Here is a 16,582-nt window from a genome sequence, read left to right on the forward strand (position 1 = left end):
GAGCCGGCGACGGTCAGCGGCAAGCCTTAGCGCTTCGGCGCCGTCAGCGCCAGCCTCCAGGGTCGCCAGGCGCTTCAGCCTATCTGGACTTTCAGCGGCTCCGGCACCTTCACGCCTCCAGGTCCTTCAACCTCTCCGGGTCCTTCACCGCCCCGAGGGCCTTCAGCGCCTGGCGCCGGCGCCCGCCGCGGCCATCGCCGCCAGGCACTGCGCCGGCCCGCCCTGCACCAGCTGCACCGAGCAGGCCAGCATCAGGTTCTTGCCCAAGCCGAAGTCCTCGACATGAAAGCCGCGCGCGTCGAGCGGCCTCCCCTCGGCGTCATGGCCCACCGCGGCGCGCTCCACGATGGTGCCGCGGTCGCCGGTATAGGCCCACACCGGCTTGCCCAGCGCCACGGCGAAGCCCACCTCGAAGGCCGTGCCGGAATCCGGCTCGGCCGGCCCCCGAAAGTCGTCCAGATTGGCCATCACCAGATCGGCGCGGCGGATCAGCGCGACATTGGCCTGGCAGATCCAGCGCGCCGCGGCCTCGCCGGCCAGGCCGGATGGCAGCTGATGGTCCAGCGGAAACAGGCCGGTGAAGCCGTGCTGCGCACAAAGATCCTTCAGCGCCTGGCCATGGGCCATCGCATCGGGACGGAACACATCGGGGCCGGCGAGGTAAACGGTGGGCATGGGGTTCGGATTCGGGATAGGCGGTAGAGACGCAGTTTTGCCGACAAACGTGGTCGTCCACGCGAATACGGGGACCCGGTGGCGCTTGAAGACGCCGGATTCCCCCTTTCGCGGAAGCGACGGCATGGTGCTGCGCGGCAAGCACGCCAGCAAGCCCCCAGGCGAGGCCGCCGGCACGGACAAGAGGCCGTCCGGCAGGATACACTCTGCTGTCTTTTTCCCGTATCCACTACACCATGCCTGCCATCGACCTGATCCAGATCGGCCCGCTCGCGCCGCACCTCAACGCCACGCTGCAGGAGCGCCACGGCGCCGCCGCGCTGTGGGAGCAGGACGACTGGCCCGCCTGGCTGCGCGAGCATGGTGCGCAGGCGCGCGTGGTGGTTACCTCGGCCCGGCACGGCTGCAGCGCCGCGGTCATCGACGCGCTGCCGCAACTGGCGGCGATCGTCAGCTTCGGCGTCGGCTACGACAGCATCGCGCTGGACGCGGCCCGCGCGCGCGGCATCCAGGTCAGCAATACGCCGGACGTGCTCAACGATTGCGTGGCCGACCTCGCCTTCGGCCTGATGATCGATGCCGCGCGCGGCATCTCCCACGGCGACCGCTTCGTGCGCGACGGCCGCTGGCACCAGGGCCCGTTCCCGCTGACGAGCAAGGTATCCGGCAAGCGCCTGGGCATCCTGGGCCTGGGCCGCATCGGCGAGAAGGTCGCGCGCCGCGCGCAGGGCTTCGACATGGAGATCGCCTACAACAACCGGCGTCCGCGCGAGGGCGCGCCGTGGCGCCATGAACGCGACCTGCTGGCGCTGGCCGCATGGGCGGACTTCCTGGTGGTGACCTGCGTCGGTGGCCCGGAAACCGAAGGGCTGGTGTCGCGCCAGGTCATCGAGGCGCTCGGGCCGAAGGGCGTGCTGGTCAATGTCGCGCGCGGCAGCGTGATCGACGAAGACGCGATGGTCGAAGCGCTGCGCGATGGGCGCCTGGGCGCCGCCGGGCTCGACGTGTTCCGCGACGAACCGCGCGTGCCGCCGGCGCTGATCGGGCTGGACAACGTCGTGCTGGCCCCGCACATGGCCAGCGGCACGGTCGAGACGCGCGGCGCGATGCAGGCGCTGATGCTCGACAATCTGCGCGCCTTCCTCGAAACCGGCAAAGTGCTGACGCCGATCGTGTAAGACCCTTCGGCGGGCTTGCCGCCCTGCCCGATGCCGCGGCGCGGCGTTCCCCGGGAGCACCGCGCCGCGTGATTTCGCGTTTGCCGATTGCCGATTCCCGTTTCCCGATTCCACGCCTCGCCCTCGCGCCAGCCATGCCACGGCATTTTCTTTACCTGTTCGTCTTTATCGCGCTGTACGCGTGCTTCGACCTGGTGTTCGACTACGACGAGGCCGAAGGGCTGCAGCACGTCATCATCGATGCGATCGGCACCTCGATCACGCTGGCCGGCGTCTTCATGCTGGCGCGCGAACGGCTGCGCACCGATCAGGAAATCCGCCAGCTGCGCGCCTCGCTGGGCGAGGCCGAGCGGACGCTGGCGCAGCGCGACGCGGCCGCGCATCAGGCCGGCCTGCAGATGCGGCATGCGATCAGCAGCCAGTTCGATCGCTGGAACCTGACCACCAGCGAGCGCGAGGTGGCCTATCTGCTGATCAAGGGCCTGTCGCTGGAAGAGATCGCCGGCGTGCGCGACAGCAAGCCAAAGACGGTGCGCCAGCACGCCACCAACATCTACGCCAAGGCCGGCCTGCGTGGCCGGCACGAACTGGCGGCCTACTTCCTCGAAGACCTGCTGGTGCCCGAGCTGCCCTGAGCGGGGCCCGATTTACCGCGTCCAGGGTATCGGCTGCCCTGCGCCGGCGTGCATTGACGCCCCGCTATATACCGCCGTATATTGCGCTCGATGTGACTCGGGTGTCCCCCAGCGCCTGGCCTCTGCGGCTGGGCGCCTTCGATGGCCCCGGCCGCTGTCCTCACCGACTCCCCGAATCCGGAACACCTGCCATGCCTGCTCGTCGTTCTCCCGCCATTGCCGCCGCGCCCATCCGCGCGCGCTCGCGTCTGTCAGGCGCCTTCGTTGCGGCGGCGCTGGCGATGCTGGCGATCCTGCCGGCCCGCCCCGCGGCGGCCGCCGAACTGGTGGTGTCCGCCGCGGCCAGCCTGACCAATGCCTTCCGCGCGGTCGCCACCGCCTATGAGCAGGCGCATCCGGGCACGAAGCTGGTGCTCAATTTCGGCGCCTCCGACGTGCTGATGCAGCAGATCGTGCAGGGCGCGCCGGCCGACGTGTTTGCCTCGGCCGACCAGCAGGCCATGGACAAGGCGCAGGCCGAGCACGTGATCGTGCCGGGCTCGCGCCGCGATTTCGCCGCCAATGCGCTGGTGCTGGTCGAGCCGGCCGACAGCACGCTGAAGCTCGCCTCGCCGCGCGACCTGCTGCGCGACGACGTGCGGCGCGTGGCCTACGGCAATCCTGCCTCGGTGCCGGTGGGCCGCTACACGCGCGACGCGCTGGAGGATGCCCGGCTGTGGCAGGCCGTCTCGACCAAGGGCGTGCCGGCGCAGAACGCGCGGCAGGCGCTGGACTACGTCGCGCGCGGCGAGGTCGATGCCGGCTTCGTCTTCGCCACCGATGCGGCCGTGATGCCGGGCAGGGTCCGCGTCGTCGCGCACGTGCCGACGCGCACGGCGGTCACCTACCCGATCGCCGTGACCGCCCGCTCGCGCCAGAAGGACGAGGCGGCGCGCTTCGTCGATTTCGTGCTGTCCTCGGAAGGCCAGGCGCTGCTCGCGCGCCACGGCTTCCGGCCGCGCTGAACGTCGCCCTGGACTACCCGCTGATGGAATCGGTCTGGGTCCCGCTGGCACTGTCGCTGAAGGTGGCCGGCTGGGCCACCGCGATCAATGCGGTGCTCGGCGTCGCCGCCGCGGTGGCGCTGTCGCGTTGGCGCTCGCCGCTGCGCGATCTGGTCGACGCCGTGCTGACGCTGCCGCTGGTGCTGCCGCCGACCGTGCTCGGCTATTACCTGCTGGTGCTGGTAGGGCGCCGCGGCGTGTTCGGCGAATGGCTGTCGTCGCTGGGCATCGAACTGGTCTTCACGTGGCAGGGCGCGGTGCTGGCCGCCACCATCGTCGCCTTTCCGCTGGTACTGAAGTCCGCGCGTGCGGCCATCGAGGGCGTCGATCCGCAGCTGGAGCACGCCGCGCGCGTGCTGGGCGTCAGCGAGACCGGCATCGTCTTTCGCGTGACGCTGCCGCTGGCGGTGCGCGGCATCGCCGCCGGCGTGCTGCTCGCCTTCGCGCGGGCGCTCGGCGAATTCGGCGCGACGCTGATGGTGGCCGGCAATCTGCCCGGCCGCACGCAGACGCTGTCGGTGGCGATCTACGAAGCGGTGCAGGCCGGCGACGACGACACCGCCAATCTGCTGGTGCTGGTCACCTCGCTGACCTGCGTGCTGCTGCTGGTGATCGCAGGCCGCCTGGTGCCGAGCACGCGTCAGGCGGTGCGTTGAACGGAGGCTGCATGTCTGCCCCCCTGCCTGGCTCCCTCCCGGTCACCGCACCTCCGGCTACGACGCTGCAGGTCGAAGTCAGCAAACGGCTGGATACCGCCGACCGGCATTTCGCGCTGGATATCGGCTTCTCGTCCACCAGCCGCCGCATCGCGCTGTTCGGCCCCTCGGGCGCCGGCAAGACGCTGACGCTGCGCGCCATCGCGGGCCTGCTGCGGCCGGACCGCGGGCGCATCGTGCTCGGCGAGCGCACGCTGTTCGACGTGGCGGCGGGGGTCGATGTGCGGCCGCAGCAGCGGCGCGTGGCCTATCTGTTCCAGGACTATGCGCTGTTCCCGCATCTGACCGTCGCGCAGAACGTCGCCTTTGGTCTCGCGCGCGGCTGGCGCAATCCGCCGCGCGGCAAGAGCCATGACGATGCCGAACGCTGGATCGACGCCTTCGGCCTGCGCGAGGTGCGCGGCCACTATCCGGCCGAGATTTCGGGTGGACAGAAGCAACGCGTGGCGTTGGCGCGCGCGCTGGCGACCCGGCCCGATATCGTGCTGCTCGACGAACCCTTCTCGGCGCTGGACCCGGCGCTGCGCGCGCGCATGCGGGCCGAACTGCGCGCGCTGCAGACCAGCCTGGAGGTGCCGATGCTGGTCATCTCGCACGATCCCGACGATGTCGCGGCGCTGGCCGATCATGTGATGGAGATCCGCGACGGGCGGATCTTTGCGCCGCAGGGCTTGAGCGCTTAGTGGCGTTGTGGGGAGAGGGGCGGTCTCGAACCACGGCGGCCGGCCCTGCGAGCGCCGCTTGCCCTCCCCCAGCCTCCCCCAAGCGGGACACGGACAAACCGTGGACCTCAGTCCATCGTCCCCAGGATCACGCTCGACGCCTTGAAGATCGCCAGCGCCGGCGCGCCTTCGGTCAGCCCCAGCTCGTCCAGTCCGGCATGCGTGACGATGGCCGCGATGGTGGCGCCGCCATCGAGCGCGAGCACGACCTCGGCATTGACCGCACCCGGCACGATGCGCGCCACCGTGCCGGGCAACTGATTGCGCGCCGACAGCCGCAGCCCGGGCGACGGCACGCCGATCAGCACCGACGACGCCTTGACCAGCGCGAACGCCTCGCTGCCCGGCGCCAGGCCCAGCGTCTCGACGCTTTCATGCGTGACCGTGGCGACCACCTGCTGCCCGCCGGGCAGGGCCAAGGTGACCTCGTCGTTCACCGCGCCGGTCCGCACCTCGGTCACGGTGCCGAACAGCCGGTTGCGTGCACTGGTCTTGATCATCAGTCGCCGGATCAGATGGATGTCGTGTTGCAGCGCGTCGGCGGCCGTCGCGTCGAGCTGCTCGCTGACGCGCGACAGCTGCGCGACGAAGGCGCGGTGCTCGGCCTCGAGCGCGCGGTAGGTGCGCACCAGCCCCTCGCCGCGCGGCGTCAGCATGGTGCCGCCGCCGCCCTTGCCGCCGGCGGCGCGCACCACCAGCGGTTCGCCGGCGCTGTTGTTCATCGCGTCGACCGCGTCCCACGCCGCCTTGTAGCTGAGTCCGACCGCCTTGGCGGCCGCCGTGATCGAGCCGTGTTCGGCGATCGCCGCGAGCAGCGCGATGCGGTCCTTGCCGCCGAGGTCCCGGCTGCCGGCGCGAAACCAGATCTTGCCCTGTAGTTCGAGCATGAGGGTGGCGCCGCCACGGACGGCGCGAGGGTGTCGGAACGGCGCTATGTTACCGCGCCGGTCGGGCGGGGCCGCGCTGGGACGCGCTGGGACGCGCTGGGACGCGCTAGGACGCGTTGGGCGGTGCTGGCCGAGCCAAGCCGGGCCGGGTTGGGCTCGGTTGGGCTGGGCCGCTGGCCAAGCCGAGCCGAGCCACACCCGGCCACGCCGAACCAAGCCGGGTCGCGGCGCCGCCGGCAAGGTATGTCATCACGTGATACATTGACGGCTTTTTTGCGCGACGCTTTTTTTGCTGCGTCGCGGCACGCGCTGGCGCCTTCATGTCCTCCCGAACCTCTCCCCTTCTAGCCCTGGCCGGCGAAGTCCGGTTGCGCTGGCGCGGCTGGCTGGCCGCCTTCGTTCCGATGCCGGTGGCGGCAAGCAGCCGTGAGCGGTTCAAGAGCTGTCTCGGCGCGATATTCGCGCTGGCCTGCACGGAGTGGATCAGCCGGCATATGCTGGGCGGGCACAACCCCTGGTTCATCGCGCCGATGGGCGCCTCCGCGGTGCTGCTGTTCGCCGTGCCTTCGAGCCCGCTGGCGCAGCCGTGGTCGGTGATCGGCGGCAATCTGCTGGCGGCGCTGGTGGGCGTGACCTGCGCCCGCTGGATTCCGGACCCGGGCCTGGCGGCCGCCGTTGCGGTGGCCGTGGCGATCGGCCTGATGTTCCATCTGCATTGCGTGCATCCCCCCGCCGGCGCGGTCGCCATCACCGCGGTGTTCGGCGGCCCGGCGGTGGCCAAGCTCGGCTATGCCTTCGTGCTGTTCCCGGTCGCGCTCAATTCGATGCTGATGCTGCTGATCGCGCTGTCGTTCAACAACCTGACCGGCCGCCGCTATCCGCATCGGCCGCCGCCTGCGGTGCCGGGACATGGCACCAGCGATCCGCCGCCGGGCCAGCGCGTCGGCTTCACGCGTGCGGACCTGGACGAAGTGCTGGCGGCGCGCGGCGAATTCCTCGACGTCGACCGCGACGACCTCGAGGAGATCCTGGTCGCCGCCGAGCTGCGCGCGTTCGGCCGCCGCTTCGGCGACGTGCGCTGCGGCGACATCATGTCGCGCGACGTGGTGGCGGTCCACGCCGACCAGCGCATCGGCGAGGCATGGACGCTGCTGACGCGCCACCGGCTGCAGGCGCTGCCGGTGGTGTCGCCGCGCCAGCGCCGGCTGGTCGGCCTGATCGCGCTGCCGGACCTGTTCGTCGGCGACCCCGCCAAGGGCCAGCGCCGGCCTGACGGTCTGGTGCGCGACGCGATGCTGACCGAGCTGCCGACCGCGCGCCCCGACCAGCCCATCGTCGAGCTGGCCGGCGCGATGTCGGATGGCGGCTGGCACCTGATGCCGGTGGTCGACGAGCAGCGGCGGCTGCTGGGACTGATCACGCAATCGGACCTGCTGGCGGCATTGCTCAAGCGGTGACGGGAGCGACGGGTCCTCTCCCGGGCCCTCTCCCCGGCCAGTTCCAGCCAGCGAGACGGGGCGAGCGACCCCACATCGCGGTTTCCATCACACAACGCTGGCAAAATAGCGGCCCATGAAACGTCTCTGGTCGCATCTTCTGGGCTTGCTCGTGCTGGTGGTGGCAACCTGCGCGCTGCTCGGCACGCTCGCGGTGGTGGTCGCCAGCCGCCAATTGCCCCCGCTCGACGCCATCGCCGCGTTCCGCCACTCGGCCGGCTACGTGCCGCTGGACAAGATGCCGCCCGCGCTGACGCAGGCCGTGGTCGCCATCGAAGACGAACGCTTCTATTTGCATGACGGCATCGACTACGTCGGCGTGATCCGCGCCGGCGTGGCCAATCTGTCCGACGATCTGTCGCAGGGCGCGTCGACCATCACGATGCAGGTCGCCCGCAACTTCTTCCTGTCGCGCGAAAAGACCTACACCCGCAAGCTCTACGAGGCGCTGCTGGCTTACCGCATCGAGGGGGCCTTCAGCAAGGACGAGATCCTCGAGCTGTACATGAACAAGGTCTATCTCGGCGAAGGCGCCTATGGCTTCGCGCAGGCGGCGCGGACCTATTTCGGCAAGCCGCTGGCCGAGCTGACCCTGGCCGAAGCCGCGATGCTGGCCGGCCTGCCCAAGGCGCCGTCGGCCAACAACCCGGTCGTCAATCCCCGCCGCGCACGCCAGCGGCAAGCCTATATCCTGCTGCGCATGCTGGAACTGGGCCGCATCGACCGGCACCAGTACGATGCCGCGCTGCTCGAACCGCTGCGGCTGCGCTAGGTCATTCTCCTTGCCCGCGCTGCTCGAACGGCTGAGGTAGCTACGGGCTTTCCCCCTTCCGGCACCGCTGTCAGTGCCCACCCGACGGCGCCGCCCGGCGCGCCATGCTAGCCTGCTGGCAGCCGGGTTCCGCCTGCGCCGAACCCGCTCGCCACGCCGCGACGGCGGATTCTCGGGGAGGCAACGATGGATGGCATCTGGTCAGACATGCTGAGCGCGCTGCGCACGGAGTTCGCCGACATTCCCGACATCGAGGAAGCGACCCGCGTCGTGCTCCGGCTCGGCATGGCGATGCTGCTCGGCGCGATGATCGGCTACGAACGCGAAGCCGCCGGCAAGGCGGCCGGCCTGCGCACCCATATGCTGGTCGCGCTCGGCTCGGCGATGTTCGTGCTGGTACCGCTGCAGGCCGGCGTGCCGCTGGCCGACATGAGCCGCGTGCTGCAGGGCATCGCCTCGGGCATCGGCTTTCTCGGCGCCGGCGCCATCATCAAGCTCAACAGCGAAGAAAGCATCAAGGGCCTGACCACCGCCGCCAGCATCTGGATGGTGTCCGCCATCGGCGTCGCCGCCGGCATGGGCCGCGAGGCCACCGCGCTGCTCGCCACGATTTTTACGCTGGTGATTTTGGAGATTCTGCAGCGGGTGAAGTAGCGCCTTTGCCCTGCCGTCAATCCACCAAGGCCGCGTAGCGGACCGCGGGTCATCCGCTGACATCCATGCGGTCGGGGTGCGCCGGACCGCGCCCTGCTGACGCTGCCGCGGGCGTTTCCCGAGCTGCAGCGCCAGCGATCGCATTCAAGCCGGCGCTCGGGTCGGTGATCCAGCCGGCCAGCCCTCAATAGACGCTTGGATCAGTGCCTCAATACACCTGCGGCACCCACATCTCGTCGGGCACCGGCTGGCGCGCGTAGTCGTTGCTGCGCTGGCGCTCGGGCAGCACGATGTTTGGCTGCTCGATCTCGCGATAGGGAATCAGCGTCAGCAGATGGTGGATGCAATTGAGCCGCGCGACCTTCTTGTCGTCGGCATGCACCACCCACCAGCGCGCCTCGGGGATATGCGTGCGCGCCAGCATGATTTCCTTGGCCTTGGTATAGGCCTCCCAGCGACGGCGCGATTCGAGGTCCATCGGGCTGAGCTTCCACTGCTTGAGCGGATCGTGGATGCGCGACAGGAAGCGCAGCTCCTGTTCCTCGTCCGAGATCGAGAACCAGTACTTGATCAGCCGGATGCCCGAGCGCACCAGCATCTTCTCGAACTCGGGCACCGTGCGGAAGAATTCCTCGTACTGGTCGTCGGTGCAGAAGCCCATCACGCGCTCGACGCCGGCGCGGTTGTACCAGCTGCGATCGAACAGCACGATCTCGCCGGCCGCCGGCAGATGCGAGACGTAACGCTGGAAATACCACTGCGTGCGCTCGCGATCGTTGGGCGCCGGCAGCGCAGCCACGCGGCAGACGCGCGGATTGAGCCGCTGCGTGATGCGCTTGATCACACCGCCCTTGCCCGCGGCATCGCGCCCTTCGAAGACGATCACGATCTTCTGGCCGGTGGTGACCACCCAGCTCTGCAGCTTGACCAGCTCGCCCTGCAGGCGGAACAGCTCGCTGAAATAGTGCCGGCGCGATTCCCGGTCGGCCGCGCCGCCGGGCAGCGATTCGGAGTTCAGCAACGCCTGCGCGTCGCCATCCTCGAGCGCGAGCTCGAATTCCTCATCGTAGTGGTCCGCCACCTCGCGGTGAATGCGGCGTACCAGTTCCTCTTCGCTCGGGGTCATCGTCGCGCTCCTCACGTCCATCACGTCCATCACGTCCATCACGTCCATCACGCCGCTCACGTCGGCCACGTCCTAGGCGACCGCCGGCAATGCCGCCACCGGTCCCGAAGGCCCGCCGCCGGAAGCCGGAAACCGGCAGCCGGCCGGTCGTCCGCAGCCCGCGGGCTCGCCAGCGTAGCCGCCCGGTATGTCAGCGCCGTGAAAGCGCGCGGCCGAGGCAACGTCACGGCGCTCCACAAGCGTAGACCAGAAAATCGCGCAGCAGCTGCGCGGGCTCGCTCAACGGCTCGTCGCGCCGCCAGATCAGCCCGACCTCCATGTCCGGCACCGCGTCGGCCAGCGGGCGCGCCTCGATCTCCTTGCCCTCCAGCGACCACGGGCGGAACACCATGTCCGACAGCACCGTGATGCCGAAGCCGTGCGCGACCAGCCCGCGCAGCGCCTCCATCGAGGTGGTGCGAAACGCAATGTCCGGCGTCAGTCGCTTGCTCTTCCAGTAGCGCAGCGTCGAGGTTTCGCCCTCGTCGACCGTCAGCAGGATGTACGGGTAGCTGGCGACTTCCTTCAGCGTCGGCGCGCCGCCCTGCAGCAGCGGATGGCCCGGCGGCGCCCACAGCTGACGGCGGGAGCGGATCAGCGTGCGGTGCGCGAAGCGCTGCGGGCGCGAGACGTTCGACAGCAGCACCACGCCGAGCTCGATCTCGCCGGACAGCACCGCCTCCTCGATGTCGACCCGGTCGAGGTCGCGCAGGTCGAAGACGATCTCCGGATAGTGCGAGCGAAAGCGGGCCAGCAAGGCAGGGAGCAGATAGCCCAGCACCGTGTAGGAGGCGGCGAACGACACCGTGCCCTGCTGGCTAGGGCCCTGCAGCGAGGGTTCGCGCAGCATGTCTTCGACCGAATCGAGAATGCCCGCGACCCGCTGCAGCAGCCGGTGTCCTTCGGCGGTCAGCGCGACGCCATGCGGCAGCCGGTCGAACAGCCGCACGGCCAGGCGCTGCTCCAGTGCCAGCACCGCATTGGTGATGGCCGACTGCGACACGTGCTCGCGCGTGGCCGCCATCGAGAACTGGCCGGTCTCGGCGGCGGCCTGGAAATAGCGCAGCTGACGCAGCGTGATGTCGCGGGCCAGCGGCGCCGGACGGGTCTTGGCGTCGCGCGAGGCCCCGCCGGTCATGGCGGGGGAAACGGCGGGAGAAGTGGGTCGGGGAGCCATGCGATTTCCAAATATCAGCGCTCTGAATTTGTGATTTTACGATAGCGAAGCGCTTTCCTACACTCGTTCGGCAAACCAGAACGCGCAGATCCATGGATCGAATGCGCGCACCGCGCAAGACCACGCGCACACGGCGCCCGCTCGCGGAACCACATCCCGAGCGCGCACAAAAACCGCATACCGAACGATACCGCTCGACCTTGTCAGCGAGATATCGGGCGAGATATCGGGCGAGCTATCGCCCCCCGCCGGAGACACCCCCCATGAACAGTCCGCTTTCGCCCGCGCAGCAACAGGCCCTCGCCGACGCGCTGGCCAACGTCAGTCTCGACGACAAATACACCGTGGAAAAGGGCCGCATCTACCTGAGCGGCACGCAGGCGCTGGTGCGCCTGCCGATGCTGCAGAAGGCGCGCGACCGCGCGGCGGGGCTCAATACCGCGGGCTATGTCTCCGGCTACCGCGGCTCGCCGCTCGGCGGGCTCGACCAGGCGTTGTGGCAGGCGAAGACGCATCTGGCGGGCAGCGACGTGGTGTTCCAGCCCGGCCTGAACGAGGACCTGGCGGCCACAGCCGTCTGGGGCACGCAGCAGGTCAACCTGTTTCCCGGCGCCACGCGCGACGGCGTGTTCTCGATGTGGTACGGCAAGGGGCCCGGCGTCGACCGCTCGATCGACGTGCTCAAGCACGCCAACTCCGCCGGCTCCGCGCCCCACGGCGGCGTGCTGCTGCTGGCCGGCGACGACCATGCCGCCAAGTCCTCGTCTGTCGCGCACCAGTCCGAGCACGTGCTGATCGCCGCCGGCATTCCGGTGCTCTACCCGTCCACCGTGCAGGAGTATCTCGACTACGGCCTGCACGGCTGGGCGATGAGCCGCTATTCGGGCCTGTGGGTGGCGATGAAGTGCGTCACCGACGTGGTCGAGTCGAGCGCCTCGATCGAGATGGATCCCGAGCGCGTGCAGGTGGTGCTGCCGCAGGACTTCGCGATGCCCGAAGGCGGACTCAATATCCGCTGGCCCGATCCGCCGCTGGCGAAGGAAGCGCGGCTGCTGGACCACAAGTGGTACGCCGCGCTCGCCTATGTGCGCGCCAACAAGCTGAACCGCGTGGTGGTCGATTCGCCGCGGGCCCGCTTCGGCATCATGACCGCGGGCAAGGCCTATCTCGATGTGCGGCAGGCGCTGACCGACCTCGGCCTCGACGACGACACCTGCGCGCGCATCGGCATCCGCGTGATGAAGGTCGGCTGCGTGTGGCCGCTCGACGCGCAGGACGCGCGCGAATTTGCCACCGGCCTCGACGAGATCCTGGTGGTCGAGGAGAAGCGCCAGATCCTCGAATACGCGCTGAAGGAAGAGCTGTACAACTGGCGCGACGACGTCCGCCCGCGCGTGTTCGGCAAGTTCGACGAGCGCGACAACGAGGGCGGCGAATGGTCGGTGCCGCGCGGCAACTGGCTGCTGCCGGCGCACTACGAGCTGTCGCCGGCGATCATCGCCAAGGCGATCGCGCGCCGGCTCGACAAGGCCGACCTGCCCAACGACGTGCGCGCGCGCATCGCGGCGCGCGTCGCGCTGATCGAGGCCAAGGAGCGCGACGCGTCGCGTCCGCGGCTGTCGGTCGAACGCAAGCCCTGGTTCTGCTCGGGCTGCCCGCACAACACGTCGACCCGCGTGCCCGAGGGCTCGCGGGCGCTGGCCGGCATCGGCTGCCACTACATGGCGATGTGGATGGACCGCAATACCGACACCTTCAGCCAGATGGGCGGCGAAGGCGTGGCGTGGACCGGCCAGATGCATTTCACCGACGAGAAGCACGTGTTCGTCAATCTGGGCGACGGCACCTACTTCCATTCGGGCCTGCTGGCGATCCGCGCGGCGATCGCGGCGAAGGCCAATATCACCTACAAGGTGCTGTTCAACGACGCGGTGGCGATGACCGGCGGCCAGCCGGTCGACGGCGTGCTGACCGTGCCGCGTATCGCGCATCAGGTGCTGGCCGAAGGCGCGCGCGAGATCGTCGTGGTGACCGACGAACCGGAGAAGTACGCCGGCGGCGGCGGGCTGCCTGCCGGCATCGCCGTGCATCACCGCGACCAGCTCGACGACGTGCAGCGGCGCCTGCGCGAGACGCCGGGCGTCACCGTGCTGATCTACGACCAGACCTGCGCGACGGAGAAGCGCCGCCGCCGCAAGCGCGGCGACTATCCGGATCCGGCGCGGCGCGCCTTCATCAACGACGCGGTCTGCGAAGGCTGCGGCGACTGTTCGGTGCAGTCGAACTGCCTGTCGGTCGAACCGCTGGAGACGCCGCTCGGCACCAAGCGCGCGATCAACCAGTCGTCGTGCAACAAGGACTTCTCCTGCCTGAACGGCTTCTGCCCCAGCTTCGTGACCGCCGAGGGCGCGCAGGTGCGCAAGCCGGCTGCGGCGGGGACACAGACTGGAACACAGACCGGGACGAAGGCGGGTGCGATCGACCTCGACGCCCTGCCCTCGCCCACGCTGCCCGCGCTCGAGCGCGCCTACGGCATCGTCGTGACCGGCGTGGGCGGCACCGGCGTGGTGACGATCGGCGGCATCCTCGGCATGGCGGCGCATCTCGAAGGCAAGGGCGTCACGGTGCTCGACATGGCGGGACTCGCGCAGAAGGGCGGCGCCGTGCTCAGCCATGTGCAGATCGCCGCCACGCCGCAGGCGTTGCATGCCACGCGCGTCGCCACCGGCGAGGCGCGGCTGGTGATCGGCTGCGATGCAATCGTGTCGGCGTCGGCCGAGGTGCTGTCCAAGGTCCGGCGCGACATCACCGCCGCGGCGATCAACAGCGCGCGCACGCCGACCGCCGACCTGATCGCCAATCCGAAATGGCGCTTCCCCGGTGCGTCCGCGGAGCAGGACCTGCGCGACAACATCGGCGAGGCCTGCGCGTTCATTGACGCCAATGCGTGGGCCGTCCGGCTGCTGGGCGATGCGATCTTCGCCAATCCGCTGCTGCTGGGCTTCCCCTGGCAGCGCGGCTGGGTGCCGCTGTCGCTGGCCAGCCTGACGCGCGCGATCACGCTCAACGGCGTCGCGGTACAGAAGAACCTGCTCGCCTTCGCTTGGGGCCGCGCGCTGGCGCATCGCGGCGAGACGGCCGTACGCGCGGCGCTCGACGGCGCGGGCCAGGCTTCGCGCCAGGCCGGCGCCGCGCCGACGCAGGTGCTGCCGCTTCCACCGACGCTGGACCGCCTGATCGAGGACCGCGCCGCCCTGCTGCGCGCCTACCAGAACGACGCCTATGCCGCGCGCTATCTGGCTGCCGTCGACAAGGTACGGCAGGCGGAGCTGGCGCTCGGCGCCGACCGCAAGCTGCCGCTGACCGAGGCGGTCGCGCGCAACCTGGCCAAGCTGATGGCCTACAAGGACGAGTACGAGGTCGCGCGGCTGTACGCCGATCCGGCCTTCCTCGACAAGCTGCGCGCGCAGTTCGACGGCGAGCCCGGGCGCGACTATCAGCTGAATTTCTGGCTGGCGCCGCCGCTGCTGTCCGGCGAAACCCGCAACGGCCGCCCCGTCAAGCGCCGCTTCGGCCCGCGCACGATGACGCTGTTCCGGCTGCTGGCCAAGCTCAAGGGGCTGCGCGGCACGCCGCTCGATCCCTTCGGCCGCACCGCGGAGCGCCGTGAGGAACGGCGGCTGGTGGACGAGTATCTGGCGATGGTGGACGAGTTCGCGCGCAGCCTCGATGCGCAGCGGATCGACACGGCGCTGGCGCTGGCGGCGCTGCCGGACGATATCCGCGGCTTCGGGCCCGTGAAAGAGGCCAGCATGCGCAAGGCGGCCGAGCGCCGGGCCGAGCTGATGGCGCGTTATCGCGACGGCGTGGCCGCGGACGGCGAGCGCGCCGCGGCTTGATGCCGCGAACGCGGGCCGGCCACGGCATCACGGCATCACGGCATCACGGCATCAAGCCGGCGCTGTGGCACGCGGCGAATTCCCGCGTTCCCATTGCGCGCGCAGATCGTCGAACGACAGCAACCGCCCGGCGATGGCGCTTGCCGCGACCGTCGGCGGACTCGCCAGCCACACCTGCCCCGGCCCCGAACGGCCAGGGAAATTGCGATTGATCGAGCTGACCGTGACCTGCTCGGGCGCAGTCGACGAGCCCGGGCCGCAGTTCGCGCAGGCGCCGCAGGAAGGCTGCAGGATCCTCGCGCCGACCGCGTCGAAGGCGTCGAGGTAGCCCTGCGCGATGCAGTAGTCGCGCACCGCGGTCGTGCCGAACTGCAGGTACAGCGTGACGCCGGACGGCACCCGCAGGCCGCGATCGGCGGCCCAGCGCAGCACCGCGTGATAGTGATCGAAGTCCTCGCGCTTGCCGGCCGTGCATGAGCCGCCGTAGGCGATATCGATCCGCACCGGCTCGTTCATTCCCGACAGCGCCAGGCCGTTGCCCGGATCGCCGGGCCGCGCCACCATCGGCGCGAGGCCGCTGCAATCGACCTCGATCGTCGCGGCATAGTCAGCGCCCTCGTCGCTGCGCATCCACGGCTCGATCGTGAAATCGACGCCGCGCCGGGCCTTCAGGAAGCGCACCGTTTCCGCATCGGGTGCGACGATGCCGGTGAAGCCGCCGAGCTCCGCGCACATATTGGTCAGCGTCGCCCGTTCGTCGGTCGACAGCGCCGACACCACCGGGCCGGTGAACTCGAACACCTTGCCGACGCCGGCGCCGCTGCGAATTTCGGGCAAGGCCAGCAGATGCAGCACCACGTCCTTGGCCGTCACGCCGGCCGGCAGCGCGCCGTCCAGCACGATCCGCAACGATGCGGGCAAGGTCATACGCACCGCGCCGGTCACGAAGGCATTGGCCATGTCGGTGGTGCCGACGCCGAACGCCACGCAGCCGAGCGCGCCGCTGTGCGGCGTGTGCGAGTCGGTGCCGACCACCAGCTGCCCCGGCAGCGCGTAATGCTCGGCCATCATCGCGTGCGAGATGCCGGCGACGTTGCTGCCGTCGTCGCGCAGCGCCTCCTCCTCGGTCAGCGTCCGGTGGACCCGCAGCGCGTAGTCCGCGGCGAAACGCCGCTGGGCGTCGCGCATCTGCACCACGTTCCCCACCAGGCCGCCGCGCACGTGGGCCGGGCTTTGTTCGACATACGAGGTGTGGTCCTCGAACACGACGACGCGCTCGGGCGCGTGCAAGGTAAGCGGCCGGCCCAGCGCGGCATGGAGCATATGGGCCGCCATGCCGGTGTAGTACTCGTGGATGAAGCGCCAGTCGGCGCGCACGAAGATGCCGTCGCCCGGCGCGGGATCGGCCGGCGTGACCGCGGTCGCGATCGCATGGCGGGCGACGATCTTCTCGAACAGCGTACGCGGTCGCTCAGCGGCCGGCGGCGTGGGCTGCGTGGGCTGCGTAGTCTGCGTAGTCTGCGTAGTCTGCGTAGGCTGCGTGGGCTGCGTGGGCTGCGTGGG

General features: G+C 70.0%; 14 protein-coding genes. 9 read left to right on the forward strand and 5 right to left on the reverse strand.

From position 1 onward, the window contains the following. Positions 1 to 162: 162 nt before the first annotated feature. Complete coding sequence (locus tag AC6EI8_RS15670; RefSeq protein ID WP_498382333.1) at positions 163 to 675, reverse strand: nucleoside 2-deoxyribosyltransferase; 513 nt, start codon at positions 673 to 675, stop codon at positions 163 to 165. A gap of 236 nt (positions 676 to 911) precedes the next feature. Here AC6EI8_RS15670 and AC6EI8_RS15675 point away from each other — a divergent pair, with 236 nt between their 5' ends. The 5 genes from AC6EI8_RS15675 (at position 912) to AC6EI8_RS15695 (ending at position 4,930) form a co-directional block, all read left to right on the forward strand. Next, positions 912 to 1,853, forward strand: a complete 942-nt coding sequence (locus AC6EI8_RS15675) for a 2-hydroxyacid dehydrogenase (RefSeq protein ID WP_498382334.1) — start codon at positions 912 to 914, stop codon at positions 1,851 to 1,853. Between the two features lie 134 nt (positions 1,854 to 1,987). After that, complete coding sequence (locus AC6EI8_RS15680) at positions 1,988 to 2,488, forward strand: helix-turn-helix transcriptional regulator (RefSeq protein ID WP_498382335.1); 501 nt, start codon at positions 1,988 to 1,990, stop codon at positions 2,486 to 2,488. A gap of 191 nt (positions 2,489 to 2,679) precedes the next feature. Continuing rightward, on the forward strand, positions 2,680 to 3,492 hold the full coding sequence (gene modA / locus AC6EI8_RS15685) for a molybdate ABC transporter substrate-binding protein (RefSeq protein WP_498382336.1): 813 nt from the start codon (positions 2,680 to 2,682) through the stop codon (positions 3,490 to 3,492). Between the two features lie 23 nt (positions 3,493 to 3,515). Beyond that, on the forward strand, positions 3,516 to 4,187 hold the full coding sequence (modB, locus tag AC6EI8_RS15690; RefSeq protein WP_149316873.1) for a molybdate ABC transporter permease subunit: 672 nt from the start codon (positions 3,516 to 3,518) through the stop codon (positions 4,185 to 4,187). A gap of 11 nt (positions 4,188 to 4,198) precedes the next feature. Further along, positions 4,199 to 4,930: a sulfate/molybdate ABC transporter ATP-binding protein gene (locus tag AC6EI8_RS15695; RefSeq protein WP_149316872.1), complete on the forward strand. Its 732-nt coding sequence runs from the start codon at positions 4,199 to 4,201 to the stop codon at positions 4,928 to 4,930. Positions 4,931 to 5,037: 107 nt separating this feature from the next. Here AC6EI8_RS15695 and AC6EI8_RS15700 read toward each other — a convergent pair whose 3' ends face one another. Then, on the reverse strand, positions 5,038 to 5,856 hold the full coding sequence (locus AC6EI8_RS15700) for a TOBE domain-containing protein (protein ID WP_226107373.1): 819 nt from the start codon (positions 5,854 to 5,856) through the stop codon (positions 5,038 to 5,040). 320 nt (positions 5,857 to 6,176) lie between these two features. Between AC6EI8_RS15700 and AC6EI8_RS15705 the strand changes: the two genes are divergently transcribed. From AC6EI8_RS15705 to AC6EI8_RS15715, 3 genes are all read left to right on the forward strand, one after another. Continuing rightward, complete coding sequence (locus AC6EI8_RS15705; RefSeq protein ID WP_149316870.1) at positions 6,177 to 7,313, forward strand: HPP family protein; 1,137 nt, start codon at positions 6,177 to 6,179, stop codon at positions 7,311 to 7,313. 115 nt (positions 7,314 to 7,428) lie between these two features. After that, on the forward strand, positions 7,429 to 8,124 hold the full coding sequence (locus AC6EI8_RS15710; protein WP_150081663.1) for a transglycosylase domain-containing protein: 696 nt from the start codon (positions 7,429 to 7,431) through the stop codon (positions 8,122 to 8,124). A 186-nt stretch (positions 8,125 to 8,310) separates the two neighbouring features. Further along, on the forward strand, positions 8,311 to 8,778 hold the full coding sequence (locus AC6EI8_RS15715) for an MgtC/SapB family protein (protein WP_150081660.1): 468 nt from the start codon (positions 8,311 to 8,313) through the stop codon (positions 8,776 to 8,778). Positions 8,779 to 8,986: 208 nt separating this feature from the next. Here AC6EI8_RS15715 and ppk2 read toward each other — a convergent pair whose 3' ends face one another. Both ppk2 and AC6EI8_RS15725 read right to left on the reverse strand, forming a co-directional pair. Next, positions 8,987 to 9,904 carry a polyphosphate kinase 2 gene (ppk2, locus tag AC6EI8_RS15720; protein ID WP_498382339.1) on the reverse strand — a complete coding sequence of 306 codons (918 nt, stop codon included), beginning with the start codon at positions 9,902 to 9,904 and terminating at the stop codon, positions 8,987 to 8,989. Positions 9,905 to 10,127: 223 nt separating this feature from the next. Further along, positions 10,128 to 11,036, reverse strand: a complete 909-nt coding sequence (locus AC6EI8_RS15725) for a LysR substrate-binding domain-containing protein (protein ID WP_149317104.1) — start codon at positions 11,034 to 11,036, stop codon at positions 10,128 to 10,130. A gap of 347 nt (positions 11,037 to 11,383) precedes the next feature. Here AC6EI8_RS15725 and AC6EI8_RS15730 point away from each other — a divergent pair, with 347 nt between their 5' ends. Then, positions 11,384 to 15,019, forward strand: coding sequence for an indolepyruvate ferredoxin oxidoreductase family protein (locus tag AC6EI8_RS15730; protein ID WP_498382337.1), 3,636 nt, complete (start codon positions 11,384 to 11,386; stop codon positions 15,017 to 15,019). Positions 15,020 to 15,070: 51 nt separating this feature from the next. Here AC6EI8_RS15730 and AC6EI8_RS15735 read toward each other — a convergent pair. Then, positions 15,071 to 16,582: 3-isopropylmalate dehydratase large subunit (locus tag AC6EI8_RS15735; protein WP_498382338.1), on the reverse strand; the 1,512-nt coding region annotated here is incomplete at its 5' end.

The organism is Cupriavidus sp. R6-3, from assembly GCF_059772245.1.